The following is a 25938-nucleotide window of genomic DNA, read 5'->3' on the forward strand; positions in this document are numbered from 1 at the left end:
CCTTATCGCTTAGCGGAGGTATGTCATGGTACGGCGGGGACCGTACGGAATGAGGGGGTTATTCGGAACGCGCACCCTGTGCGGCGGGCGAGAGGTTGTCCCCCTTGAGCCAGGCCGAGATGACCCGCGCGATCCGCGGCCCGGCGGCGCCGTCCCACAGCGGCGGCAGCTCACCCGACGGCGTCGAGGCCCCGTCGGCCAGCGCCTTCTCGGCCGCGGCCGGCAGCAGGGCCGGGGTGACCAGGCGGTTGGTCCCATGCGTGATCGTGATCGGCCGCTCGGTGTTGGGCCGGACCGTCAGGCACGGAACGCCCAGCATCGTCGTCTCCTCCTGCACGCCGCCCGAGTCGGTGACCACCAGCGCGGCGCCCCGGACGAGTGAGAGGAAGTCCACATAGCCCAGCGGTTCGATCACCTTGACCGAGGGGCCGTCGACCAGGCCCGCCTCGGCCAGCCGGGTACGCCCCCTGGGGTGGATCGGCACCACGATCGGGATCTGGCGGGCGACGTCCAGCACGGCCGAGACCAGTTCTTTGGCCGCCTCGGGGGTGTCGACGTTCGCCGGGCGGTGCAGGGTCGCCACGGCATAACGAGCCGGTATGTCCAGCCGGGCCACCACGGGCGCCGGGTCCAGCGAGGGCAGCGCGGAGAAGAGGCTGTCGATCATGGGGTTGCCCACCAGGTGCACCTTGGCGGCGGGCACGCCCTCGGCGGCCAGATGCGAGAGCGCGTCGGGCGAGGTGGCGAAGAGCAGGTCGGACAGGGAGTCGGTGACGATCCTGTTGACCTCCTCCGGCATGCCCCGGTCGAACGAGCGCAGGCCCGCCTCGACGTGCGCGGTGCGTACGCCCAGCTTCGCGCAGACCAGGATCGCGGCCAGCGTCGAGTTCACGTCGCCGTAGACCACGACCAGGTCGGGGTCGTGCTCCAGGACGACCTCCTCCAGGCCGACGAGCAGCGCCGCGGTCTGCTTCGCGTGACTGCCCGAACCGACGCCCAGATTGGCCACCGGCTCCGGCAGCCCGAGGTCGGCGAAGAACACGTCGGACATCAGCGCGTCATAGTGCTGACCGGTGTGGATGATGCCCTGCCGCACGCCGAGTTCACCGAGTGCCCGCACCACCGGGGCCGCTTTCACGAAGTTGGGACGAGCGCCCAGAACGTGCAGGACCAGGGGGTTCTCCCTCATTGACCTCGCCTTTCATAGCGGAAGGGAAAAAACGCTGCCTATGGTACGGTCACCGCGTGGCATCCGACGCCAGTCGTGAAGACTCCCCAAGACCAAACGGCAAGGTTTCCGCCAAGTCCGCTAGAGCCGGTGTCGGCGGCCTTATCAGGGGCTTCGTGCAGCACCCGATCATCGTCTCCCGCGTCGTCATGACGAAGGTGAAGGCCGACCCGGTGCGCGTGGCCCAGGCGGCGGCCGAGTCGCTCCCGCCCGCCCTCCGCCCCGTCGTGGGCAAGGTCGCCTGGCCGGCCGCCCGCCGGGCCAGGCGCGCGGTCCGCAAGTTCAGCATGCGGGTGCTCAAGGGGCCGTGGAACGAGGCCAAGGAGCACTGGGACCAGGGCCGGGTCAGCCAGGCCGCGGCTGTGCTCGAAGAACACACCAAATACCCCTTCGTCAAGCGCAGGGCCGCCTACTACCGGGGTGAGCTGGCCGCGATCAGCCCCGACCCGATCCCGCCGCAGCCCAAGGTGGCCGTCGTGGATCGGGTGGCCGGGCGGGTCCTGCACTGCGTGACCAACGCCCTGCCGTACACACAGGCGGGCTACACGGTCCGTACGCACCGCATCGTCATGGCGCAGCAGGCCAAGGGCCTGGACCCGCACGTGGTGACCAGCTGGGGCTGGCCGATGCTGCAGGGGCACGCCGACGCGCCGCCGTTCGAGGAGCTCGACGGGATCCCCTACTACCGGCTGCTGCCCGACGGGCACGGCGAGATGCCGTTCGAGACCCGCGGGCGGATCATCAAGGGCGCCGAGGGCGTCACCAAGCTCGTCGCGGAGCTGCGGCCCCAGGTCTTGCACGCCGCCACCGACCACCGCAACGGCTCCATCGCGCACGCCGTACGCGAGCGGACCGGCACGCCGTTCGTCTACGAGGTCCGCGGCTTCCTGGAGGAGACCTGGGCCTCCCGCGACCCCGGCCGGATCGGCAGCGAGCGCCATGTGCTCCAGCGCGAGCGCGAGGCGTTCCTGATGCGCGAGGCCGACGCGGTCGTCACGCTGGCCGAGACGATGGCCACGGAGATCGTCGAGCGGGGTGTGCCCAGGGAGCGGATCTTCCTTGCGCCCAACGCGGTCGACGACTCGCTGCTCACGGCCTCCTACGACGGCGAGGCGTTCAGAGCGGGCATGGGCATCGGCAAGGACGAGATCGTCGTCGGGTCGGTGTCCAGCATCGTGGGCTACGAGGGGTTCGCGACGCTGCTGCGGGCCGCGGCGCTGCTGCGCGACGAGGGCACGCCGGTGCGGGTGCTCATCGTGGGCGACGGCACCGAGCGCGAGAACCTGCTGGAGCTGGTCGGCGAGCTGGGGCTGATGAGCGCGCTCCTGCCGGGCCGGGTGGGCCCGGACGAGGCGCTGCAGGCCCAGGCGGCCATCGACATCTTCTCCTGTCCCCGCGAGGACCTGCGGGTGACCCGGCTCGTCACGCCGCTGAAGCCCGTCGAGGCGATGGCGCTCGGCAAGCCGGTCGTGCTCAGCGACCTGCCCGCGCTGTCGGAGCTGGTCGGATCCGACGGCGCCGGGCTGCTGGTGCCGCCGGGCGATCCGGAGGCATTGGCCAAGGCGCTCGCCGCGCTCAGGGAGGATCCTGCCAGGCGCGCGGCGATGGGTGAGGCGGGCCGTGCAGAGGTGGCAGCCAAGCGCACTTGGGGCCGAGTTGCCGAAACTTACCGCTCTCTCTACCGCTCCATTACCGAACGATGACCTTCAGATTGGCTGTCTGTTGTGACGGGTTCGGTCGCATTAGGCGTGAGCTAGGTGGACTTGAGATAACCTTTGCGACCATGAAGTGTTGTTTCCGGCTCTCTAAGGCACTGCTGTGACAGAAATCGACTTGGCGGTCATCGGCCTGGGCTACGTCGGCATGCCGCTCGCCAAGGAGGCGGTCGCGGCCGGTCTGCGGGTCGTCGGCGTGGACGTCGACCCCCGCAAGGTCGACGCGCTCAACGCCGGTCAGTCCTACATCGATGACCTGACCGATGCCGATCTCGAGCACATGCTGACCAACGGGTTCAGCGCCACGCTCGACGAGTCCGTGCTGGCCAAGAGCAACACGATCGTCATCTGCGTGCCCACTCCGCTGGACGAGGACCACCGACCGGACCTGTCCGCCGTCGAGGGCGCCACGGGGACGGTCGCGCGCAACCTGAGCAAGGGCGCGCTGGTCGTGCTCGAGTCCACGACGTGGCCGGGCACCACCGACGAGGTGGCCCGCCCGATTCTCGAGACCTCGGGCCTGGTCGCGGGGGAAGACTTCTTCCTGGCCTTCTCGCCGGAGCGGATCGACCCGGGTAACCCCAAGTTCGGGCTGCGCAACACGCCCAAGGTGGTCGGGGGCTACACGAGCACCTGCCGTGACCGCGCGACGGCGTTCTACGGCCAGTTCATCGAGCAGGTCGTGCCGGTCAGCGGCACGCGCGAGGCCGAGATGGCCAAGCTGCTGGAGAACACCTACCGGCACGTCAACATCGCCCTCGTCAACGAGATGGCGATCTTCTGCGACGAGCTGGGGATCGACCTGTGGGAGTCGATCGAGGCCGCGGCCACCAAGCCGTTCGGCTTCCAGAAGTTCCTGCCCGGTCCCGGCGTCGGGGGGCACTGCATCCCCGTCGACCCGTCGTACCTGTCGTACACGGTGCGCAAGCTCGGCTACCCGTTCAGGTTCGTCGAGCTGGCCCAGGAGATCAACGAGCGGATGCCGTCCTATGTGGTGGCACGGGTACAGCGTCTGCTCAACAGGCATAAAAAGGCCGTAAATGGCGCCAAGGTGGTTATGCTCGGCGTGACCTACAAGCCGGACATCGCCGATGAACGGGAGACCCCGGCCCTGCCGGTGGCGCGTGCGCTGCTGGAACTGGGGGCCGAGCTCACGTTCGCGGACCCGCATGTCAAGGAGTGGTCGGTCGACGGCACCCCGGTGCCCCGTGAAGAAGACCTGGCCGAGGCCGTGGTCGGCGCCGACGTGACGCTGCTGATGCAGCAGCACGCCGCGTTCGACCTCGACATGGTCGAGGCTAAGGCCAGGCTCGTGCTCGACACCCGCGGTGTTCTCACCGAGGGTGAACGCGTCGAGCGGCTGTAGCGACGGAGGGCTGCGCGCAGTGCACGTGCTCGTCATGACGGTGGTGCATAACCCCGAGGACGCGAGGATCCTGCATAGGCAGATCCGTGCCCTCGTGGATGCAGGTCATGAGGTCACGTATGCCGCCTCGTTCACCGCCCACGGGGTCGTGCCTCGTCCTTGGGTCAACGGCGTCGATCTGCCCAGGGCCGCGCAGCGTAAGCGCATGGCCGGAGTCTGGGCCGCCCGCAGGCTGTTCAAGCGCATGCGGCGCAAGGTCGACATCGTGCTGATCCACGATCCGGAGTTGCTGTTCGCGATCTGGGGCGTGCGCAACCGCCCGCCCGTGGTCTGGGACGTCCACGAGGACACCCCGGCGACGCTCTCCCTCAAGCCGTGGCTGCCGTCGCTGCTGCGGCCCCCGGTACGCTTCCTCGCCCGCATGCTGGAGGGCACCGCCGAGCGCCACCTGCACCTGCTGCTGGCCGAGACGGCCTACGCGGGCCGGTTCAAGCACGCCCACCTGATCGTGCCGAACGAGACCTGGGTCCCCGACTCGGTCACGCCGCCCGGCGACGACCGGGTGGTTTATCTGGGCTGGCTGTCCAGGGCCCGGGGCGTGATGGAGGCCGTCGAGGTGGCCAAGTTGCTCCAGCCGTACCGGGTGGCGGTGGAGCTGATCGGCTACGCCGACCCGTACAGCCGGCCGATGCTCAACCAGGCCGTCACGGAGGGCCTGCTGGAGTGGCGCGACTTCATGCCGAACGACGAGGCGCTGAAGCGGCTCGACGGCGCGCTGGCCGGGCTCTCGCTGCTGCACGACGAGCCGAACTACCGTCACTCGATGCCCACGAAGATCGTCGAGTACATGGCCCACGGCATCCCGGTCATCACGACGCCGTCTCCCCGCGCGGTCGAGCTGGTCGAGCGGTATGACAGCGGGGTGGTCGTCCCGTGGGAGGACCCGAAGGCCGTGGCCCAGGCCGTACTGACGTTGAGGGACGACGTACGGGAGCGGCGGGCGCAGGGCGCGCGCGGCTACGCGGCGGCCCGTGCGAACCACCACTGGCCCAACTCGGCCAAGAGGTTCGTGGCCCAGCTCGAATCGTGGGCAGGCGTTAAGAACTAAGGCGTCAAGAACTAGCGGCTTATCCTCGGCAGACCACTAGGGCGGTAGGTTCCTCAACGTGCGCTGGCTTCTCGTGCTCCTTGGCGCCGCGATCCTGGCCGCGGTCGCGGCCGTGATCGTCGTGCTGCCCAAGAGCGATCCTCCCAAGAAGGCGGCCCAGCAGGTCAAGGCGACGCCGACCCGCGTGGAGCCCACGCCGAAGGTGAGCGAGATCACCGACCAGTGTGGAACGTTCGAGACCAAGGAGAAGGCCCCTTACGCCGTCACGGGCTACTGGATCACCCCCAAGTCCAACCGCTGCACCTGGCGCCACCAGCTGGAGGACATCCACAACCTCGGCGGCGACACGGTCATCAGGATCGGCTACGGTCTGCAGTTCCGCACGACCGACGACGAGGGCCGCGTGCTGACCAAGGATGGACAGCTCGACCCGCTGTACAAGGACTGCGAGGAAGACGGCCGGAGCTGTCGAGACGCGGCCGAACGCGACCTGAAGAAGGCGAATCCGGAGAACCGGATCGCCCGAACGTACGCCTACCGCACCGACGAGTCGTTCGGGCCCGGCCTGTTCCGCTGCCCCCAGATGGAACGCAAGATCACCGTGGGCAAACGGGTGTACTTCCGGGTGCTCACCCCGATGGACGGCTCCGACGACGCCACCTGCGACTTCACCAAGCCCAAGCCGTACGACATGATCCTCATCGCGGGCTCGGACACCGACAGCCTGACGCAGCTTCTCGACCTCGGCGAGCAGTTCGGTGTGCAGGTCTTCCCGGCGCTGCCGCTCGCGCCGCGCGACCCCGTGACCCCGACCAGGGCCAACAAAAAGCACATCGACACACTTCGGACGCTGACCCGCCGCATCCTGCAGGACTACGGTGCGCGCTTCGCCGGGCGCGCCTCGCTCGGTGGCGTCTACCAGCCGTTCGAGGTGCAGATGGCCGACACGCTCGCCGGCAACCCCACCCTCGAGGTGTACGCCGAGCAGCATCAGATCGTGGAGCAGGAGCTGGGCAAGCCCATCCTCATCAGCCCCTACCTCGACGCCCGCAAGCGCGTCCCCTTCGGGCAGACGCCCAAACAGGTGGCCGCGGCGTTCGTGGCGCTGGCCAAGACCGGGGTGGGCATCATCGCGCCGCAGGACAGCCGCGGCACCGGCAAGGTGGGCCTGTTCTGGCCCGACCAGCGCGACACCGAGGTCGACGAGCGGCTGCGCTCCGTCGTGGGCGAGACCACGTACGGCACCGCCTACCACGGCTCGACGCGCGACTACTACCGCGAGATGTCCGCGGCCCGCGACCAGATGCTCCAGGCGGGCTTCAACGTGGAGCTCTGGGCGAACGTCGAGGCGTTCGAGCCCTCCGGTGATCGCCCGTGCGCCCCGCAGGGCACTCGCGGCCAGACCGACAAGAAACGCCTCGACCAGGCCGTCACCATGGCCGGCAGGTACGTTCAGAAAATAGTCTCCTACATGTGGAGCGACTTCCTGACCTGCGGCTCCCCCTCGCTGGAGACGCAGATCAGCCAGGACTGGCAGCGCCCGATCGCGGTGGACGCCATCCGGCGCTCCCGCGACATCCAGGACGGGGTGGAGGTGCGCGGATACCACCTCAAGGACGGCACGGTCACCCTCCAGTACGGGGACGAGCTGAAGGAACTGGTGGTCTCCGCCGTGGGCTGGCTCGACGAGGACCCGCTGGAGGATCTGCCGGAGGGCATGCAGACGGCGTGGGTACCGTTCGACTGGGCCCAGGTGCCGCCGGACGAATGGGTCAAGGTCGGCGTGAAACTCCCCACGGGGAAGGCCACCACTGAGCCGCTCCACGTCCGCATCGCGGCGTGAGCGCGCCCGCCGCTGAGGGCGCCCTGGGCCGGTCGGCGTGTAACGTGCCTGCCATGGTCCCGAGCATCCCGGTGAGCGTCGACCTGGTCGTGCTCACCGTGCGCTGCCAGGCCCTGTGCGCCCTCGTGTGGCGCCGGGACAACCCGCCGTTCCTGCGGCGCTGGTCGCTGCCCGGCGGCTTCATCCAGCTCGACGAGGACCTTCCCGCGGCGGCCCAGCGCATCCTGGCCGAACGCGCCGGCCTCCCCGGCGCTCCGGTGCACCTGGAGCAGCTCCAGACCTACGGCTACCCGGACCGTGACCCCCGCCAGCGCGTGGTCAGCGTCGCCTACCTCGGCCTGGCCCCGGACCTGCCGGCCTCGGAGAAGGCCCACATGAGCTGGCAGCCCGTCGACAACCTGTCGGTGATGGCCTTCGACCACCGGCGCATCATGCTGGACGGCATCGAGCGGGCGCGGGCGAAGCTCGAATACACCTCGCTGGGCGCCGCCTTCTGCCCGCCGGAGTTCACGGTGGCGGACCTGCGGCGCGTGTACGAGATCGTCTGGGGCCGTCCCCTGGACCCGCGCAACTTCCACCGCAAGGTCACCAAGGCGGAAGGCTTCCTGGTCGAGACGGGCGCCACCACCACCCGCGACGGCGGCCGCCCGGCCAAACTCCACCGCCGCGGCCCCGCCGAGCTCCTCCACCCCCCGATGCTGCGCGGCCGCCCTTAGAAGAGGGTCGATTCGCGCGCGCGTGGCTCGCGGCTGTCCTTAGAAGAGGGTCGATTCGCGCCCGGCGAGGCGCAGTGGCGGCGGGTAGCCCCTCCTCGGAGAGGGGGAGTGCCAGGGCTCGTGCACGTACGCGTCGGGGACTCCGGCCAGCTCTGGCACGTGGGCGCGGACATACCTCCCTTCCGGGTCGAAGCGCCTGGCCTGGCGGATCGGGTTGAACGTGCGGTTGGGGCGAGTGTCGTTGCCCGTGCCCGCCACCCACTGCCAGTTGCCGAAGTTGTTGGCCACGTCGCCGTCCAGCAGCAGCTCGAAGAAGTGCGCCGCGCCTGCCCGCCAGTCGATCCTGAGGTGTTTGACCAGGTATGAGGCGGTGATGAGGCGGGCTCGGTTGTGCATCCAGCCCTCGGCGAGCAGCTGGCGCATGCCCGCGTCCACGATCGGCATGCCGGTCTGCCCCGCCTTCCACGCCTGGAGCGCGTCCTCGTCGTCGCGCCACCGATGGCCGCGCGGGCGGTAGTCGTCCCCGTTGATGCGCGGGAAGGCGAAGGTGACCTGGTGGTGGAAGTCACGCCAGCACAGCTGCCGGACGAAGTCCTCGTTGTCCAGCTTCGACAGCTCCAGCGGCGACAGGCAGCCGAAGCGCAGGTAGGGGCTGAGTCTGGAGGTGGTGTCACCGGCCAGGTCGTCGTGGCCCTCGTCGTAGCGGTCCAGGTGGCGGGCGGCCCATTCGCTCATCCGACGCCGCGCGGCCGTCTCCCCGCCCTGGCCGCCCTCGGGCAGCGGGCCCGGTTCCAGCTCCCGCGGCGTAGGCACCCGTCGGGGCGCGGCCAGGACGGTACGGCGGGGCGCCCGCTGCCATGCGCGCCAGTAGGGGGTGAAGACGCGGTAGTGGTCGCCTCCGGCCGGGCGCAGCAGGTCGGGTGGAACCACAGTGACCCCGGGGAAGAGCCTGAGCGCGCCCGCGGCGGCCAGGCGACGTTCTCTGGCCCTGGCCAGCTCGCTGACGTCCGTGCTGGCGAACACCGCCTCGGAGCCGGTCCGCTCCGCCAGGCGCAAGGTTTCCGCGACCGTGTCGCCCTGCCGAACGAGTAGGTCGCCGCCGCGCGCCCGCAGCGAGGCGCGCAGGTCGGCCAGGCACCCGGTCAGGAACTCCCCGCGTCGGCCCGCGGGCACGGCGGGATCCCGTACGAACAGCGGGATCACGTGGCGGGCGCGCTCGCACGCGGCGCTCAGCGCCGGATGGTCGTGGACCCGCAGGTCCCGGTTGAACAGCACAATTACCGTCTCCACTCCTAGGTTTTCGTGGGCAGGGGCCGGAGTGGTTGCACGATCTCCGTGTTCTTGGTTGTCGGTCCTCCGCATGGCGAGGTTGAATAGATTTTGAATCGGTTATCGTCTGGAGGAGTGATGATCGAGGAATGCTTCGCGATCCATCGGCCGATGGTGCGCGCCTACCTGCGACGCCTGATCCCCACGCAGGACGTCGACGACGTCACGCAGGCCGTCTTCGCCGACGTCTGGCGCTGCCGGCTCGCCTACGATCCGTCCAGAGGCATGGAGAGCTGGCTGCTGACCATCACGCACCGCCGCGCCGTCGACTACCTGCGGGCACGGCGGTTGGCGACAGTGCCGCTGGAGTCCGTCGCCGAGCCACCGGGGCGAGATGGCCGCGACGACGGCGAGGATTTGGCCAACCGCGACCTGATCGGCCGGGCACTGGCCGAACTGCCGCAGGCCCAACGCGAGGCGATCCGGCTCGCCTACTGGGAGGAACTGAGCCAGCGCGAGATCGCCGAACGGCTGGACGTCCCGCTCGGCACTGTCAAGGCCAGGACGGCCCGCGGCCTGCACCGCCTGCACGCTCTGCTGGAGGCGGCATGACCAGACCCACGCTGGTGACGGGCGCGACCGGGTACATCGGCGGGCGACTCGTGCCCGAGCTCCTCGACGCCGGGCATCGCGTGCGCTGCATGGTCCGCTCCCCTGCCCGCCTGCGTGACCTGCCCTGGGCGGGCAGCACCGAGATCGTGGCGGCCGACACCCTGGACGCCGCCGCCACGCGCGCCGCGCTGGACGACGTCGACGTGGCCTACTACCTGATCCACACCATGGGTGGCGGGAAGGGTTTCGCCGACGCCGACCGCCGGGCCGCGCGGACCTTCGCCGCCGCCGCCGAGGCAGCGGGCGTACGCAGGATCGTCTACCTCGGCGGGCTCACCGGCGACGAGAACCTGTCACCGCACCTGCGTTCACGCGCCGAGGTCGCCGAGATCTTCCTGGGCTGCCGGGTGCCCGCCGTCGTGCTGCGCGCCGCCGTGATCATCGGCTCGGGTTCCGCCTCGTTCGAGATGCTGCGCCACCTCACCGAACGGCTCCCTGTGATGACCACGCCACGCTGGGTGCGCAGCCGTACGCAACCCATCGCGGTAGGTGACGTGCTGCGCTACCTGCGGGCGTGCGCGTCCATCCCCGAGGAGGTCAACCGCGCCTTCGACATCGGCGGCCCGGACGTGTTGACCTACGCCGACATGATGCGCGGCTACGCGGCCGCCGCCGGGTTGCCGCCGCGATTCATCATCCCGGTGCCCCTGCTGAGCCCGTGGCTGTCCAGCCACTGGGTCGGCCTGGTCACGCCGGTCCCCGCCACCATCGCGCGACCCCTGGTGGAGTCGCTGCGAAACGAGGCGGTCTGCCGCGAGCACGACATCGCCGTCCACGTTCCCGATCCGCCGGAAGGCCTGATCGGATTCCGCCGCGCGGTCGCCCTCGCCCTGCGGAAGATCAAGGAGGCCGACGTCGCGACCCGCTGGTCCTCCGCCTCCACCCCGGGCGCCCCGAGCGACCCCCTGCCCACCGACCCCGACTGGGCGGGTGGCAGCCTCTACATCGACCGCCGCACCCTGGCCTGCGACGTCCCGCCGGGTGCGTTGTGGAACGTCATCGAGGGCATCGGCGGCGCTAACGGGTGGTACTCCCTTCCCGTGGCCTGGCGGGCCCGCGGCGTGCTCGACCGGATCGCCGGCGGCGTCGGGCTGCGCCGCGGGCGACGGGACCCGCGCAGGCTCAGGGTGGGTGACTCCATCGACTTCTGGCGGGTGGAGGAGATCGAGTCCGGCCGCCTGCTGCGGCTGCGCGCCGAGATGCGGCTGCCTGGCCTGGCCTGGCTCGAGCTCGCCGTACGGCAGGAGGACGGCAGAACCGTCTACGAGCAGCGCGCCATCTTCTACCCGCACGGGCTCCTCGGCCACCTCTATTGGTGGACCCTGGTCCCCTTCCACCGGCTGATCTTCGGACGACTGCCGAAGAACCTGGTCACCGCGGCCTCCTGATCAGCTCGCCGCCGCCACCAGCCGGGTCACCGCCTCTTCGAGCGAACCCACCCTTGTCACTCCGCGTGGCAGCCCATCCCACCAGCCAGGACCGCCTACCACCACCCGGCACGGCGGCCGCACCGGCGGCAGCGCCGCCAGCGGAGCCGGATCTCCCGTCAGCGCCCGCTGTGACCAGAGGAAGACCGCGCACGGCCCCAGCGTGCGGATCGCACCGGCCAGCGCCCCGTACGGCGTCCGCGCGCCGAGCAGCCGCACCGCCACCCCCATGGTCCCGGCCAGCACGGCGCCGACCGCGTACAGGGGCAGACTGTGCTGCTCCTCCTCCGCGCACGCCAGCAACACGGGCCGGTGGTTGACCGGCGTCGCGGGCGGTTCGAGCAGCGGATGCAGCGCCGCCAGGACGCCGTCGGAGAACAGGTGCTCGACCTCGATGCCCGCCCCCGTCCTGCGCTGCAGGCGGCTGATCGTGGCGAAGACGGGCAGGACGAGCCGCTCCCACGTCCAGGCAGGGCCGTGCCGCGCGATCGCGGCCGTGACCCCCGCGCCGACGGCCCCGCCGTCCAGCCTTGTCGCGGCCCTGGCCAGCATCGCCGTCGTGGGCACCGGCCCGGTCGCCCCGGCTCCGGGAGCGGCGGGCTCGGCCGGTTCGCGCTCCTCCGCCCCCGGTCGCAGACGCAGCGACGCCCGCGCCGCCTCCGCCGGTGCGACACCCTCCCGGATCAACCTGTTCATCTCCTCCAGGCGGAGAAGATCCGTGGCGTCGTAGCGGCGGTGCCCACCCCGGCTGCGGCCGCTCGGGCCGATGCCGTACCGCAGGTTCCAGGTGCGCAACGTGGGGGCGGGCACGCCGAGCCGCCGGGACACGGCACCGATGCCATATCCCGTTTCCACCGAATCCTGATGCTCAGCCATGGCTCCGCCCATTCTTTCGAACGATCGGACTCCTTGGTTGCAGCGAACCGCCTCACGCCGGAGACAACGCCCGCAGCCTGGTCGCCGCGATGGCCTGGTGGTCAACCGGTCGCGTTCGGCCGAGCCGGACACCACACGACGCAGCGCTCATGGCAGCGCGAAGACGTCGGCCGCGGTGACGCACAGCGTGCCATGTGGCGCGTGCATGACCTCCTCGCGAGCACACACCGCGTATCGCAGTGCCGAAGCGTCATCCGTCAGGTGCGCCGCCTTCGCCGCCAGCCCGGTGACTATGCGCGCGGCGTCGACCTTCTTGGCCCACTTGGCCTCGCCGACCATGACCGGCCGGCGCGATCGGCCCGCCAGCACCGCCGCGTCGATCTGGTGCTGTCCGTCAGCCTGCCACCAGGGGCCGATCGCCACGACATCCGGCCGGATCTCCGCCGCACGTAGCCGGAGGTGGTCGCGGAACGCCTCCTCCCAAGCCGCCCCGAGATGGTCGTTCAAGGAGTCGAGGAGGACCGGCAGCACCGTGTCGCCCAGCCCACGATCGATCTCCGGTAGAACGCGGGACAGCGTGCTGAGGTAGAAGGCGAGGAAGTTGTCGGTGATGCGGTAGATCTTGCGGCGGCCTCGCCCGTTCTCGGTGATCGGCTGGACGCGTTCGATCAGTCGCAGAGCCAGCAGATCGCTGAGCGTCCTGCTCGGGTCGGCACGGATCGCGTCGCTGATCTCATTGTGCTTGGTGCAGCCCTCGGCAATGGCCTGCAACGTAGCGGCCAGGTGGACGCCCTTACCCGCCTCCGTCGCCAGAACGAGATCCCCTTCCCGAATCATCTTGGCGTCGGGGTGGCAGGCCAGCCGGGCCAGGTTACGCTCAACAGACAGCTCGGAGCGCCACCAGGAGAGGTAGAGCGGCATTCCGCCCACGATGCCGTACACCAGCGCGCGGTCCGCCGGCGAGAGATCGGGCAGCATCGCGGCGGCCTCGTGCGGGCGGAAGGGGTGCAGCTGCATGGTCAGGTCGAAGCGCCCATAGAGCGGCGACCGGTATTCCTGGATCGACCGCATCGTGCGTACGGCCGAGCCGCACACGATGATGCGCAGCCGCGTGTGCCCGTGCGCGTGGTCGAGGAATGCGCGAAGGGTGCCTTCGAGCTCGGGAGCGGCCGTGATGAGCTCGGGGAACTCGTCGAGGATGAGCAGGAGCGGCTCGTCGGCGGCCTCCCGGGCGAGGTGATCGAGCGCCTCGTCCCAGGTCTGATAAGGACGTGTGGCCAGATCCCGCGTGGGGGAGGCGATCGTGGCGGCCACGCGGCTGGACAGCTCCGCCAGCTCGCGGTGCGCCGTGCGGCCGCCACCGGTGTGGAAGATCGCCCGCTTTCCCTGGGCGAAGCGCTGGAGCAGCGCCGTCTTGCCGACTCGCCTGCGGCCCCAGAGCAATGCCGGACGGGGCTGCGGCTCCTCCCACCATTCCGCCAGCGTCTGGAGCTGCTCCTGCCTTCCTACGAAGTTCATGGCATAAATGTAACCGACGCCGATGTCAGTGACGAAAACATCACCGATATCTATGTCAGCAACCGATTCCGCCTGATGCTGCCCTGCTGGTCGGCTTCTTTTAAGGTGAAGCCATGCCTCGTTTCCGCTTGATTCTGGACACCATGCCGGCGTACAAGCCGGGCAAGGCCGTCACGTCTCCTGACGGCCGCTCGTACAAGCTCTCCTCCAACGAGTCGCCCTACGACCCGCTGCCGTCCGTGGTCGAGGCGATCGCCGAGGGGGCGCGGCAGGTCCACCGTTACCCCGACCCGGGGGCGATCAAGCTGACGGAGGCCATCGCGGAGCGGTTCGGGGTGCCGGTCGAGCACATCGCGCTCGGGGCGGGGTCCGTCACCGTGGCGCAGCAGCTGTTCGAGGCCGTCAGTGAGCCCGGCGCCGAGGTGATCTACGCGTGGCGGTCGTTCGAGGCATATCCGCTGCTGGCCGACCTGGCCGGGGCGGAGTCGGTCAGGGTGCCGCTGGCGGGCGAGGACCACGATCTGGACGCGATGGCCGAGGCGATCACCGACCGGACGCGCATGATCTTCGTCTGCAACCCCAACAACCCCACCGGCACCGCGATCCGCCGGGCCGAGCTGGTGGCCTTCCTCGACCGGGTGCCGGACGACGTGCTGGTGGTCCTGGACGAGGCCTACCGCGAATACGTGCGCGACGAGGACGTGCCCGACGGTCTCACCCTCTACCGCGACCGGCCGAACGTCTGCGTCCTGCGTACGTTCTCGAAGGCCTACGGATTGGCGGGGCTGCGTGTCGGTTACCTGGTGGGACACGAGGCGGTGGCGTCGGCCATCCGGAAGACGATCATCCCGTTCGCCGTCAACCACCTCGCGCAGATCGCGGCCATCGCCTCCCTGCGCGCGGAGGACGAGCTGATGGAGCGGGTCGACACCGTGGTCAAGGAGCGGACCCGGGTGCGCGAGTCGCTCATCGCCCAGGGTTGGACCATCCCCCTGACCGAGGCCAACTTCGTCTGGCTGCGGCTCGGCGAGCGCACGCTCGACTTCGCGGCGGCGTGCGCGGCCGTGGGCGTGGCGGTGCGGCCGTTCGCGGGGGAGGGCGCCCGCGTCTCGATCGGCGACCCGGAGGCGAACGACACGTTCCTCGCGGCGGCGGCGGCCTTCAAGGCGGGTTGACAGTTTGTGTGATTAGGCCCTGTAATGGGCCTCTTGTCGCGTGTCGCCGGCCGGAGGACGTCGGCGGCATGGAGGCACCGGTTGTAGGGGATGATGTCGTGACTTCTCACTTCACAGGCAGCGCCTGATCTGATCGCGCGCCCGCGCGTCGTCCCCATGCCCGGTGGTGCCCCGCACCACCGTCGCACGCGATCCTTTGCGCTGCCCCGCGGTCCGGCCATCGCCTGACCGTTGTGCTGCCCGACGGTCCGGTGATCGCCTGACCGCCCTTTCCCCTCGCGTGCTCATCGAGGCTCTCCGCCCGAGGCCGGTACGGCGTGCCGTGCGCATCCCGCCCGTCGTAACCCTTTCTCACATCTGGAGAGCAAGCAGAGCATGCCCCAAGACTTCAATCAGCAGATCATCGATGAGTTCCGCGCCAACCAGGGACAGGTCGCCATGTTCGACGGCGCCCGGTTGCTCCTTCTGACGACCACCGGCGCCAGGACCGGCGCCCAGCACACCACTCCGGTCGGCTACCTGCCCGACGGCGAGCGCATGCTGATCATCGCCTCCGCCGGAGGGGCGCCCAAGCACCCGGCCTGGTACCACAACCTCCGGGCCACGCCGCGGGTGACGGTGGAGGACGGCATCTTCACCTACCCGGCTGACGCGGTCGTCCTCGAAGGCGAGGAACGCGACAGCGCCTTCGCGCGGGCGGTCGAGATGGACCCCGGCTGGGCGGCCTACCAGGCGAAGACGAGCCGGGTCATCCCCGTGGTCGCGCTGACCCCGCGCGGCGGCGGTCCGGACGGCACGCGAGGGGGTGACTTCCTGGTGCGGGTGCACGACGCGTTCCGCCGGGAGCTGCGGCTGATCCGCAAGGAGGTCGCCGCGTCCGGGACCGGAAGCCTGGGCGTGCAGTTGCGGGTCAACTGCCTGACCCTGTGCCAGGGGCTCCATCAGCATCACAGGTTCGAGGACGCCGGGATGTTCCCTTGGGTCGAAGGGCGGCATCCCGAGCTCACTCTGGTGGTGGACCGGTTGCGCGAGGAGCACGGGACGGTCTCCCGGCTCCTCGACGAGCTCCAGCGACTGCTCGCGGACAGCGAGCCGGCCGCGCCCGCCCCGAAGGTGCTCGCGGAGGTGGATCGGCTCGTGACCGAGCTCGAAGCGCACCTCGATTACGAGGAGCGGGAGCTCGTCCCGATCCTGAACGCCATGAACCCCTAGCGGGAGCTCGTCCCGATCCTGAAGGCCATGACCCGCTACGCCCTGACCTCTTCAGGGGTGAGCCGTTTCGCTCTGGGCCGTCGCTCCGTGGACACCACGAGGGCGACGCCCAGCAGGATCACCAACCCGCCCAGCATGATCTGCCAGGTCACGTGCTCGCTCAACACGAGCGCGCCGAGGAGCACCGCCACCGCCGGGTTGACGTACGCGTAGGTCGACACCAGCGAGATCGGTGCGTTGCTGAGCAGCCAGCTGTAGGCGGTGAAGCCGACCAGCGACCCGACCAGGATCAGGTAGACCAGCCCGGCCCACGAGCGGCCGGAGACGGCCGTGACGTCCAGACGTTCGCCCACCGACAGGCCCGTGACGGCCAGCCCGGCCCCGCCCACCAGCATCTCGATCGTGCTGGCCGCGAACGAGTTGGCCGGCATCGGGATCCGGGCCGACAGGAACGACCCGACCGACCACGACAGCGACGCCACCAGGACCACCACGATCCCGCTGGTGCTCGCCGATCCGCCACCGCCGCTCAGCGACAGCGCCGCCACACCGCCGAACCCGACCAGCACGCCGGCCAGCGTCAGCACCTTCGGCCGGTCCCTGGCCACGATCCTGAACACCACCAGCCACAGCGGCACCGAGGCGACGAGCAGCGCGGCCAGCCCGCTGGACACACTCCGCTCCGCCACGGCCAGCAGGCCGTTTCCGGTGGTCAGCAGGAGCAACCCCACCAGCGCGGCCCCGCCGAACTGGGCCCGGGTCATCCGGAACGGCGCCCAGCCCTTGCGCGCGACCAGGAATCCGCCGAGGATCACCGCCGCCGTCACGAACCGCAGCGCCCCGCTGAGCATCGGCGGGATGGTCTCGACGGCGATCTTGATGCCGAGGTACGTCGAACCCCAGACCACATAGACGATGACCAGCGCGCTCCAGACGAGCAAGGGAGGGCGGTCAGGGGTGTCCGATGCCATAGCCCATGACAATAGCGGGCGTTCCGGACAGAACGCTGGCGGGTCCCGGACTAGGAAGTCGGCGGGAGGGAGCTGACGAGAAAGAGGCTTTGGTGCCCCCGTCCGAATCCCGTCGATCGGGGGCGACGCAATACATACCCTCTTCGGACGCGGCCAATCACTAGTTCACATGACCAAAAACACACCCGGCCGAAGAGTCAGGGGGCCCGCCGCCCCAGGAAAGGGGAAGGGGGGACGGCGGACCCGTACCTGGGGGCGATCAGCGAGGCCCGAGCTTCTCCACGATGAGGCGGTAGAGCTGGCGCGGCCGGCCCGGTTGAGGCGTACGGTTGGGCGGCAGCGGCCACGCGAGTCCCTCGTCGACCAACGTGCGCAGCAACCGCCGAGCCGTACGCGGCGTCACCCCGAGCATCTTCCCCGCGCCCTCCGCGTCCACCACGGTGTCGCCGCCCTCCAGCTTGGCGGCGAGCCGGGCCAGCACCTCCACGCCCTTGGGCTTGAGCGCGGTGGAGCCCTGAGGGGGCATCCGCGGGGCCGGGATGAGCGCTCGGCCCTCACGGTCCACGGCGAAGCCCTGGGCCTGTTTACCGGCCTGGGTACGCGCCAGAGCCGCCCGTGCGTGCGACTCCGCGTCGTGGGTGGTGCGTCCCATGCCCACGCCGACCTCGACCGCCAGCCCCAGCTCGTCGCGGATCCTGGCGGCGAACGGCAGCACCCTGAACCCGTCGGTCGCGGCGGCGATCGAGCCCCTGGTCGCGGTGACCAGATAGCTGTGATCGTCGATCGGCCAGACGGTGGCGTTGATGCGGTTCGCCTCCTGGACCAGCAGCCGGTGCAGCGACAGCCGGAGCTCGTCGCGCCAGTAACGCGGCGCGGCGCGGCGTACCGGCTCGCGTAACGTCGGCACCTCGACCAGCACCACGGTGAGCTGCGACTCCTCCAGGCGGTGGTGCGCACCGAGCAGCGCTGCGGTGTGCAGCGCGGTGCGCACGGCCGCGGAGGTCGGCCTGATCCTGATGACCGGGACACCGGACGCCTGGAGGCGTTCGGCGACCGCCGGCAGGCACGTGAGCGCGCCCGTGGTGGATCCCTGGCGGGCCAGGCGCTCGTGGTAAGCCGCGATCGTGCCGGTGGCGCCCGGCTCGTCGCGGCTGTGGACATCCGTTGCGGCAATCCCGAGGTCTGTGTACGCCTCCTCGACGTCCGCCCTGGCCACCACGTCGATGCTCACCCGCTGCGGATCGATGCGCGAGTCCAACGCCGCCTTGGCCAGCGCGGCGACCAGCGCCGCGCCGCCGAGCTGCACGTAGGTCGCGGGCATCGTCAGCACACCCGAGCGCCTGGCCAGGTCGTAGGGGACCGGGCTGGCGAACAGGCATGCGTCCACGCCGGGACCGAGCCGCGTCACTTTGTCGGGCGCCTCCTGCTCATCGCGGTAGGCGGCCGCCACCAAACGGCACGGAAGTGGCGCGGCAGCGTGCCCCATCAGCATGACCCGCTCGACCAGATCGTGGGGTCCGACCACACCAATGGTTAGGTCCGGTGTCATGGCACCCGGGCGTGACACTCGGGGAGTTTCTTCGGCCCTCTCGACCAATGTTCGTCCCATCCTGCTGTCTGTTGCAGTGCTCTCTTTTGGAACGATCGCTCGCGGGGACCATAATGTCACGCCCGACTTTTCCGGAAAGTCGTTCTGCTTGACTCGCTGTGAAGGTATATCAGCAGCTCAAGCAGGTATTCCTAACGCTTTTTAGCGGTCGGAAATCTCTTGTGTAATGTCCGCCCCCAGCGCCCGCATTCGCTCGGCGAGATGCGCGTGCCCGCGGTCGATGAGGTATCCGGACTCGATGACGGTCTCGCCTTCGGCGGCCAGTCCGGCCAGCACCAGCGCGATTCCGGAACGCAGGTCGTGCGCCGTCACCCGGGTGCCCTTCAGCGGGGTGGCGCCCCTGACGATGGCCCTGCTGCCCTCGACCTCCACGTCGGCGCCCATCTTGTTCAGCTCGCCGGCCAGCGCGAAGCGGCCGTCGAAGATGCGCTCGTGGATGTAGCTGGTGCCGTCGGCCAGGGCGGCGACCGTCATCATCGGCGACTGGAGGTCGGTGGCGAAGCCGGGGTAGGTGTCGGTGATGATGTTGATCGGCCGCAGTGGCCGCTCGCACCGTACGTGGAGAACCGCGCCGGGCCGGGCGAAGTCGACGCCCATCTGCTCCAGCTTGTAGCGGACGACGCCCAGGTCGAGACCGGTGCCCACGAGACTGAGGTCGCCGCCGGTGATCGCCGCGCCCATCGCGAACACACCGGCGTCGAGCCGGTCCGGCATCACGGTGTGCTCCACGGCCTGCAGCTCGTCGACGCCCTCGACGGTGATGAAGCCGGTGCCGCCGCCGCTGATCCGCGCGCCCATCTTGGTGAGCATGTCGATGACGTCGAGCACCTCGGGCTCCAGCGCCGCGTTCTCGATCACGGTGGTGCCCTTGGCCAGGGCGGCGGCCATGATGAGGTTCTCGGTGCCGGTGTGCGAGGGGGTGTCGAGGTAGAGGGTCGCGCCCGTCAGGCCGGACGCCTTGACGTGGATGACCGTCTCGCCCTCGTCGACGACCGCGCCCAGCCGCTTGTAGCCCAGGTAGTGGAAGTCGAGGTTGCGACTGCCGAGATTGCAGCCGCCGACCCCCTCCACGATCGCCTCGCCCAGCCGGTGCAGCAGGGCGGGGGTGAACAGGACCGAGCCGCGGAAGCGCCTGGCGATGTCGGCGGGCAGCACCGGACTGGTCAGCCGGGAGGCGTCGATCACCAGCGTGCGCTCGGCCTCGTGCAGCTCGACGTACGCGCCGATGGCCTCGGCCAGCTCCACCGCCCGCCGCACGTCCTCGATGATCGGTACGTTGCGCAGGACAGTGCGGCCTTTGGGGGCAAGCAGGGCCGCACCGATCATAGGCAGCACGGCGTTCTTCGCGCCCTGGATGAAGGCGGTTCCACGCAGTGGGTTGCCACCGCGCACGCGGTAACGGACCATTCGTGCGGCTCCTCGGAGGTCTCGGTCTGAGCTGGACCGGGCCAAGAGTAGCCGCTAACCACTGCTGCCCCAGCCGAATCATCCCCTAAAGGGAGCTCCGGTGATGCGCTCGTAGGCTTCCAGATAACGCTGTCTGGTCTGTTCCACTACCTTGTCGGGAAGGCGAGGTGGGGGAGTTCCGGAGCTTTTGTCCCATCCCGATTCGGGCGACAACAACCAATCCCTTACATATTGCTTATCAAATGACGGTTGGGAACGTCCCGGCTGCCACTGGTCAAGCGGCCAGAATCGTGATGAGTCGGGCGTCAGGACTTCGTCTCCCAGCGTGAGCACGCCGTCGGCGTCGCGACCCAGCTCGATCTTGGTGTCGGCCAGGATGATGCCCCGCTCGCGGGCGATCTCGGCGCCGCGCGTGTAGACGGCGAGCGTGATCCGGCGCAGCTCCTCGGCCGTCTCCGCGCCCACGTCGCCGACGACCCGCTCGAAGGAGATCGGCTCGTCGTGCTGTCCGACCGGGGCCTTGGTCGAGGGCGTGAAGATCGGCTCGGGCAGCCGGGACCCGTCTTCGAGGCCCGGCGGCAGCTCTATCCCCGAGACCGCCCCTTCGCGGCGGTAGTCGACCAGGCCCGAGCCGGTCAGGTAGCCGCGCGCCACGCACTCGACGGGCACCATCGACAGCGGCCGGCACAGCACGCTGCGGGAGTCGGGCCCCGGCCCGATGAGGTGATGGGGCACCAGGTCGGCCAGCTGCTCGAACCACCACAGCGACATCTGGGTGAGGATGGCCCCCTTGTCGGGGATCTCGGATTCGAGCACATAGTCGAAGGCCGAGATCCGGTCGGAGGCGACCATCAGCAGCTGACCGTCGTCGGTCTGGTAGAGGTCACGGATCTTGCCGGAGTGCAGGTGCTTCATCGGGCGATGTCCGTCCTGTGGTGCGAGCCGCGCAGTCGTACGCGGGAGACCAGCTCATAGGCGTTGCGGCGGGCCGTCTCCTGGTCGGGGCCGGTGCCGACCACGTTGAGCACCCGCCCGCCGTCGGAGAGCACCTGGCCGTCGACCCGCTTCGTGCCGGCGTGGAGGACGTAGGCGCCACCGATGGGGTCGAGCCCTTCGATGGCGTCGCCCTTGACCGGGGCGTCGGGGTAGTTCTCGGCCGCGACCACCACGGCGACCGCCGACCCCGCGCGGAACACCGGCGCCGGATGCTCGCTCAGCCGCCCGGTGGCGCAGGCCGCCAGCAGCCCGGCCAGCGGCGTCTCCAGGCGGTCGAGCACCACCTGGGTCTCCGGGTCGCCGAAGCGCGCGTTGAACTCGATCACCTTCGGCCCCTTCGCGGTCAGGGCCAGGCCCACGTACAGGACGCCCTGGAACGGGCTGCCGCGCCGGGCCAGCTCGTCGATCGTCGGCTGGACGACCTCGCGCATGACCTGCTCGGTGAGCCCTTCGGGAGCCCAGGTGAGCGGGGTGTAGGAGCCCATGCCGCCGGTGTTGGGGCCTTCATCGCCGTCGTAGGCGCGCTTGAAGTCCTGGGCGGGCTGCAGCGGCACGGCAGTCTTGCCGTCGCACAGCGCGAACAGCGAGACCTCGGGCCCGTCGAGGAACTCCTCGATCACCACCCGCTCGCACGCCGCCGCGTGCGCGAGCGCCTGCTCCCGGTCGCCGGTGACGACCACGCCCTTGCCCGCGGCCAGCCCGTCGTCCTTGACCACGTACGGGGCGCCGAACTCGTCGAGGGCCTGAGCGGCCTCCTCGGGCGTGACGCAGGCCCGCGCCCTGGCCGTGGGGACGTCGGCGGCCGTCATGATCTCCTTGGCGAACGCCTTGGAGCCCTCGATCATCGCCGCCCGGCTCGACGGGCCGAAGCAGGCGATGCCCGCGGCGCGCACCGCGTCGGCCACGCCCGCCACCAAGGGCGCCTCGGGGCCCACCACCACCAGATCGGCGCCGAGTCGTAGGGCCAGCTCGGTCACCTGGGCGGGGTCGGTGGCCGTGACCGGATGCGGGGCCGAGATCTCCTCCATGCCCGCGTTGCCGGGGGCGCTGTGGAGCTCGGTGACCTGGGGATCGAGCATGAGTGAGCGGCACAGGGCGTGTTCACGCCCGCCGGAGCCGATGACTAGAACGCGCACCGCCCCATTGTGGCAGGGACGGCCGGACGGCCACCCGGCGCACCCGCGTCAGACCAGCGTGGGCACTCGAAATGTGGGAATAGGCGGGAATCTTTGTGGAGTTCTACCTGCTGTCAGGACCCGTCGGAGAGTATCGTCAGTCGGGTCCATCCGCCTGTGGTAACTTAGGGCGGCTTTATGGCATCTCTTGTGATTGGAGGTGGTCCGGGATGAAACCTGGTGATCCCAGCAGTACGTGCTCACCCACGTACACCCTGTATGCCCCCGACCACTCCAATCCGGCAGCCTGATCGTGCCTCCACGTACTTTCGTTGATTGAGGTGACTTTTCGTCGCGCGTGGAGCGTGCCAGGTCGGGCGGAAAGGGACTGCCATGCGCACGTCTACGCTTTTCCGTCGCACCACCCGTCACCCCGCACAGCCGCATGTCTCGCGCCAGCTCACCAAGCCGGTGCGTGAGGTCTGCGTGCCTCCCGTTGACTCCATCGTCGAGTTCGGCGCCTACATCAAGGGCGAGAAGGTCTTCGCTCCGGGCATCGAGGAGTCGCTCGACCTGGTCCGCGAGCACAACAGCCGCTCCGACGGCGCCAAGGCGTTCGTCTGGGTCGGCCTGCACGAGCCCGCCGCCCCCGAGGTCGAGTGGCTGGCCGGCGTGTTCGGCCTGCACCCGCTGTCCGTCGAGGACGCGGTCAAAGCCCACCAGCGCCCCAAGGTCGAGCGCTACGGCGACTCCCTGTTCATGGTGCTCAAGTCCATCGCCTACCTCGACCACGACGAGCTGACCGCCACCAGCGAGATCATCGCCACGGGCGAGATCATGGTGTTCCTCGGCGTCGACTTCGTGGTGACCGTACGACACGGCCGGCACTGTCCCCTCACCGAGGTGCGCGAGCGGCTCGAGGACAAGCCCGAGCTGATGAACCGCGGACCCGCGGGCGTGCTGCACGCCATCGCCGACCACGTCGTCGACCGCTACCTGCAGGTCGCCGACCTCATGCAGCTCGAACTCGAAGAGGTCGAGGCGACCGTCTTCGCCGACGTCAGCTCCCGCGACATCAACCGCATCTACCAGCTCAAGCGGGAGATGCTGGAGCTGAAGCGGGCCGTCACGCCGCTCCAGGCCCCGCTGGCCGCGCTGCCGCAGCGCCGGGTGATCCCGTCGGAGATGCGCGAATACTTCCGCGACGTCGGCGACCACCTCTCCCGCGTGTGCGAGCAGGTCGAGTCGTCCAACGAGCTGTGCAGCTCGATCCTGCAGGCGGCGCTGGCCCGCTCGAACGCCCTGGCCAACGAGGACATGCGCAAGATCTCGTCCTGGGTGGCCATCATGGCCGTGCCCACGATGATCGCCGGGATCTACGGCATGAACTTCGACTTCATGCCCGAGACCAACCAGGTGTGGGGCTATCCGGCGGTCCTCGGTGTGATGATCACGGCCTGTGTCCTGCTGCACCGCGGCTTCCGCCGCAACGGCTGGCTTTAGCCGGCTTCTGGATGGTGTGTCGCGCGGGCGTCAAACCCCGACGGGCCGCTTGAGCGGGCCGACGGGGTCGGGCAGCCGCAGCCCGCGCTCCCGCCACAGCTCGCGCATCCGATCGGGGTAGTCGGTGACGATCCCCGCCACCCCCAGGTCCAGCATCCGAGCCGCCAGCGCCTTGTCGTTGACGGTCCAGACCGCCACGTCCAGCTCCGCCGCGGCCACCTGGGCCATCAGGTCCTCATTCACCATCACGTGCTCGGGCGACAGCGTCGTGGCCCCCGCCTCGCGGGCGGCGGCCGGGATGTCGTCGCCCAGCGGGCCGTTCCAGTGCAGGGTGTCGAGCTCGATCAGCGCGAAGCGCCGCGTGCCCGGCGCCAGCCGGGCGGCGTGGCCGATGATCCGCCAGTCGAAGCTGAGTATCGCCGCGTTGTCCAGCCTGCCGTGCCGGTCGAACTCCTCGAGCACCATCTCGGTGAACAGCTCGGGATCGGCCGTCAGCTCCGGCCTGGTCGGGTCGGACTTGAGCTCGACGTGCAGGCGTACGTCCTCGGCCTCGTAGGCGTTGACCAGCCCGAGCACCGCGCCCAGCGTGGGCATCCGGGTCTCCGGCATCGGCCGCTGCGTCAGCGCGAAGGGATCGTCGGCGTGCCGGGGCAGCCGCACACCCACGTCGAGCATGCGCAGCTGCGCCAGCCCGAGCGAGTTGATCGGCTTGCCGACATAGGGGAAGTGGGGGTCGTCCTTCGCGATCGGCCGCGTGTCGGCACTGGTCACGGCCGAGACCGTGAGGTCGTGGGTCAACACGAGCCGCCGATCGGCGGTGAGCGCGACGTCGAACTCGAGCGCGTGCACCCCGAGCTCCATCGTGCGGCTCAGCCCCGGAAGAGTGTTCTCGGGCCAGAGGCCCCTCGCTCCCCGATGACCGTGAATCTCAACGCGCACACCGGGGACACTACCTGCCGCGCGCCACGAGCACGACGTGCCACGCCGCGCCCTTTTTGTGGTGAGTATGGCTATTCCTGGCCGAACGTCCACACATAGACCACCTGGTCCTTCTCAGGCACCCCGCCCGCGCCGCTGTACGTGGCCTGGGCCGCCTCATTGCCCCCGTCCGTCGCCACCCACATGCCGTGGCAGCCGCGCTCGCGAGCGAGCCGTTCCAGGGCCGCGACCAACGCCCTGGCGATGCCCCGGCCACGGAAGGGCTCGTCCACGCCGAGCTCGTAGAGGAACATCTCGGTCCCCTTGTCGGGGTGGGTGGTCTCGACCCCGGTGATCATCCCGGCCGGGGTGTCGTCGACGTAGGCGATGAGCAGGTGGTGGCGCTGGTCCGCCAGGAACCTCGCGGTGGCCTCCGGCAGGGGAGCGGAGTCGAAGAGATGACCGGCCGCCTCGACGACCTCGGGCCGGGTGGCACGACGGATGTCCATGCCCCGGAGAGTAAGCGCAGGTCGCCGCGCCACGCACGGCATTTATTAGGTCGATAAATGCGACTCTGTGGCAATAAGCTGGCGGTCATGACGGAGGCACTCGAAACGGTCCGGCCGGAAATCGTCCAGGCCTGGGTCGACGGCTGGGTGGTCTCGCGCAGCGCCCCTCGGCCCGTACGGGAGCCATGGGGCCTGCGAGTGGACGTCGGCCGCCCCGGCCACGTCGCCCGCCACGTGCTGCCCGCGCCCACCCCCGGCGACCTGCGGCTGCTGGCCGAGACGATCAGCACGCCGGGCACCTGGCTCAAGCTCTGCGCACCCGCTGAGGCGGTCGTCCCCTGGCTCACGCCGGCCTGGTCGATCGACGAGCCGGAGTTCATGATGACGGGGCCGCTGTCGCGGGGCCGGGCCGAGGCTCCCGACGGCTACACGCTGGCCGTCACCACCCGGTCGGACGTGACCGTGGCCCGCCTGCTCACGGCGGCGGGCGAGATCGCGGCCCGGGGGCAGATCGCGGTCACCGGGCGTACGGCGGTCGTGGACCAGGTCGAGACCGCCCCGAACCACCGCCGCCGCGGCCTGGGGCGCGTGGTCATGACGGCCCTGGCCGACATCGCCGCCTCGCGCGGCGCCAGGACGGGCATCCTGGTGGCCACTCCCGCCGGTCAGGCCCTCTACCGGAGCATCGGCTGGACGACCCGCACCCCGATGACCGCCGCCGTCCTGGCCGCCTCCTGACGTCCTGAGGGGCTTCTTGAACGCCTCCTGAGCCGGCGGCCTGAGGT

Annotated in this window: 22 protein-coding genes; 11 read left to right on the plus strand and 11 right to left on the minus strand. The window is 69.9% G+C overall.

Translation table 11 applies throughout. The annotated features are described in order from the left end of the window. Positions 1 to 58: 58 nt before the first annotated feature. Positions 59 to 1189, minus strand: coding sequence for a non-hydrolyzing UDP-N-acetylglucosamine 2-epimerase (gene wecB, locus ACIBO2_RS21020; protein WP_358550241.1), 1131 nt, complete (start codon positions 1187 to 1189; stop codon positions 59 to 61). 155 nt (positions 1190 to 1344) lie between these two features. Between wecB and ACIBO2_RS21025 the strand changes: the two genes are divergently transcribed. The 5 genes from ACIBO2_RS21025 (at position 1345) to ACIBO2_RS21045 (ending at position 7976) form a co-directional block, all read left to right on the plus strand. Then, positions 1345 to 2931 (plus strand): glycosyltransferase, encoded by a 1587-nt coding sequence (locus tag ACIBO2_RS21025; protein ID WP_358550243.1) that lies wholly within the window; start codon positions 1345 to 1347, stop codon positions 2929 to 2931. A gap of 115 nt (positions 2932 to 3046) precedes the next feature. Then, a complete protein-coding gene (locus tag ACIBO2_RS21030) occupies positions 3047 to 4309 on the plus strand; it encodes a nucleotide sugar dehydrogenase (protein ID WP_358550245.1) in 1263 nt (420 codons plus the stop codon). Between the two features lie 19 nt (positions 4310 to 4328). Then, a complete protein-coding gene (locus ACIBO2_RS21035) occupies positions 4329 to 5417 on the plus strand; it encodes a glycosyltransferase (RefSeq protein WP_358550247.1) in 1089 nt (362 codons plus the stop codon). Positions 5418 to 5475: 58 nt separating this feature from the next. After that, positions 5476 to 7260: a DUF4434 domain-containing protein gene (locus tag ACIBO2_RS21040; RefSeq protein WP_358550249.1), complete on the plus strand. Its 1785-nt coding sequence runs from the start codon at positions 5476 to 5478 to the stop codon at positions 7258 to 7260. 53 nt (positions 7261 to 7313) lie between these two features. Further along, a complete protein-coding gene (locus tag ACIBO2_RS21045) occupies positions 7314 to 7976 on the plus strand; it encodes an NUDIX hydrolase (RefSeq protein WP_397298504.1) in 663 nt (220 codons plus the stop codon). A gap of 39 nt (positions 7977 to 8015) precedes the next feature. Here the strand turns inward: ACIBO2_RS21045 and ACIBO2_RS21050 are convergent, their stop codons facing one another. After that, entirely contained in the window at positions 8016 to 9266 is a 1251-nt protein-coding gene (locus ACIBO2_RS21050) for a cryptochrome/photolyase family protein (protein WP_397298506.1), read from the minus strand. A gap of 117 nt (positions 9267 to 9383) precedes the next feature. Here ACIBO2_RS21050 and ACIBO2_RS21055 point away from each other — a divergent pair, with 117 nt between their 5' ends. Next, a complete protein-coding gene (locus ACIBO2_RS21055) occupies positions 9384 to 9857 on the plus strand; it encodes a sigma-70 family RNA polymerase sigma factor (protein WP_358550255.1) in 474 nt (157 codons plus the stop codon). Then, entirely contained in the window at positions 9854 to 11305 is a 1452-nt protein-coding gene (locus ACIBO2_RS21060) for an SDR family oxidoreductase (protein WP_358550257.1), read from the plus strand. The genes ACIBO2_RS21055 and ACIBO2_RS21060 overlap by 4 nt, the downstream gene beginning before the upstream one ends. Here ACIBO2_RS21060 and ACIBO2_RS21065 read toward each other — a convergent pair whose 3' ends face one another. Both ACIBO2_RS21065 and ACIBO2_RS21070 read right to left on the minus strand, forming a co-directional pair. Next, positions 11306 to 12220 (minus strand): MerR family transcriptional regulator, encoded by a 915-nt coding sequence (locus tag ACIBO2_RS21065; protein WP_397298509.1) that lies wholly within the window; start codon positions 12218 to 12220, stop codon positions 11306 to 11308. It abuts the gene before it with no gap. Positions 12221 to 12367: 147 nt separating this feature from the next. Next, positions 12368 to 13738 (minus strand): ATP-binding protein, encoded by a 1371-nt coding sequence (locus ACIBO2_RS21070; protein ID WP_358550260.1) that lies wholly within the window; start codon positions 13736 to 13738, stop codon positions 12368 to 12370. 113 nt (positions 13739 to 13851) lie between these two features. On the opposite strand from ACIBO2_RS21070, the gene hisC reads away from it, so the two are divergent. Together hisC and ACIBO2_RS21080 are read left to right on the plus strand one after the other, a co-directional pair. Then, positions 13852 to 14913 (plus strand): histidinol-phosphate transaminase, encoded by a 1062-nt coding sequence (gene hisC / locus ACIBO2_RS21075; RefSeq protein WP_358550262.1) that lies wholly within the window; start codon positions 13852 to 13854, stop codon positions 14911 to 14913. A gap of 375 nt (positions 14914 to 15288) precedes the next feature. Then, entirely contained in the window at positions 15289 to 16125 is an 837-nt protein-coding gene (locus ACIBO2_RS21080) for a nitroreductase/quinone reductase family protein (RefSeq protein ID WP_397298512.1), read from the plus strand. A 35-nt stretch (positions 16126 to 16160) separates the two neighbouring features. Here the strand turns inward: ACIBO2_RS21080 and ACIBO2_RS21085 are convergent, their stop codons facing one another. The 5 genes from ACIBO2_RS21085 to purD all read right to left on the minus strand — a co-directional run bounded on the left by ACIBO2_RS21085 (position 16161) and on the right by purD (position 22244). Next, positions 16161 to 17096: an EamA family transporter gene (locus ACIBO2_RS21085; RefSeq protein ID WP_358550266.1), complete on the minus strand. Its 936-nt coding sequence runs from the start codon at positions 17094 to 17096 to the stop codon at positions 16161 to 16163. 259 nt (positions 17097 to 17355) lie between these two features. Next, on the minus strand, positions 17356 to 18645 hold the full coding sequence (locus tag ACIBO2_RS21090) for a GTP cyclohydrolase IIa (protein WP_225300073.1): 1290 nt from the start codon (positions 18643 to 18645) through the stop codon (positions 17356 to 17358). 201 nt (positions 18646 to 18846) lie between these two features. Further along, positions 18847 to 20112: a UDP-N-acetylglucosamine 1-carboxyvinyltransferase gene (gene murA, locus ACIBO2_RS21095; RefSeq protein WP_358550268.1), complete on the minus strand. Its 1266-nt coding sequence runs from the start codon at positions 20110 to 20112 to the stop codon at positions 18847 to 18849. Between the two features lie 78 nt (positions 20113 to 20190). After that, positions 20191 to 21027 (minus strand): phosphoribosylaminoimidazolesuccinocarboxamide synthase, encoded by an 837-nt coding sequence (locus ACIBO2_RS21100; RefSeq protein ID WP_358550270.1) that lies wholly within the window; start codon positions 21025 to 21027, stop codon positions 20191 to 20193. Next, entirely contained in the window at positions 21024 to 22244 is a 1221-nt protein-coding gene (gene purD / locus ACIBO2_RS21105) for a phosphoribosylamine--glycine ligase (RefSeq protein ID WP_358550272.1), read from the minus strand. Before purD ends, ACIBO2_RS21100 begins: the two co-directional genes overlap by 4 nt. Positions 22245 to 22616: 372 nt before the next feature. Between purD and corA the strand changes: the two genes are divergently transcribed. After that, complete coding sequence (gene corA / locus ACIBO2_RS21110) at positions 22617 to 23726, plus strand: magnesium/cobalt transporter CorA (protein WP_358550274.1); 1110 nt, start codon at positions 22617 to 22619, stop codon at positions 23724 to 23726. A gap of 30 nt (positions 23727 to 23756) precedes the next feature. On the opposite strand, the gene ACIBO2_RS21115 is transcribed toward corA, so the two are convergent. Both ACIBO2_RS21115 and ACIBO2_RS21120 read right to left on the minus strand, forming a co-directional pair. Next, positions 23757 to 24665 carry a glycerophosphodiester phosphodiesterase family protein gene (locus tag ACIBO2_RS21115; RefSeq protein ID WP_358550276.1) on the minus strand — a complete coding sequence of 303 codons (909 nt, stop codon included), beginning with the start codon at positions 24663 to 24665 and terminating at the stop codon, positions 23757 to 23759. Positions 24666 to 24736: 71 nt separating this feature from the next. Further along, on the minus strand, positions 24737 to 25153 hold the full coding sequence (locus ACIBO2_RS21120) for a GNAT family N-acetyltransferase (protein ID WP_397298516.1): 417 nt from the start codon (positions 25151 to 25153) through the stop codon (positions 24737 to 24739). An 87-nt stretch (positions 25154 to 25240) separates the two neighbouring features. On the opposite strand from ACIBO2_RS21120, the gene ACIBO2_RS21125 reads away from it, so the two are divergent. Beyond that, the gene (locus ACIBO2_RS21125) at positions 25241 to 25891 is read left to right on the plus strand and encodes a GNAT family N-acetyltransferase (protein ID WP_358550279.1); all 651 of its coding nucleotides are present in this window, start codon (positions 25241 to 25243) and stop codon (positions 25889 to 25891) included. Positions 25892 to 25938: the final 47 nt, after the last annotated feature.

The sequence above is a fragment of the Nonomuraea sp. NPDC050022 genome (genome assembly GCF_044460705.1).
Classification (GTDB): domain Bacteria; phylum Actinomycetota; class Actinomycetes; order Streptosporangiales; family Streptosporangiaceae; genus Nonomuraea.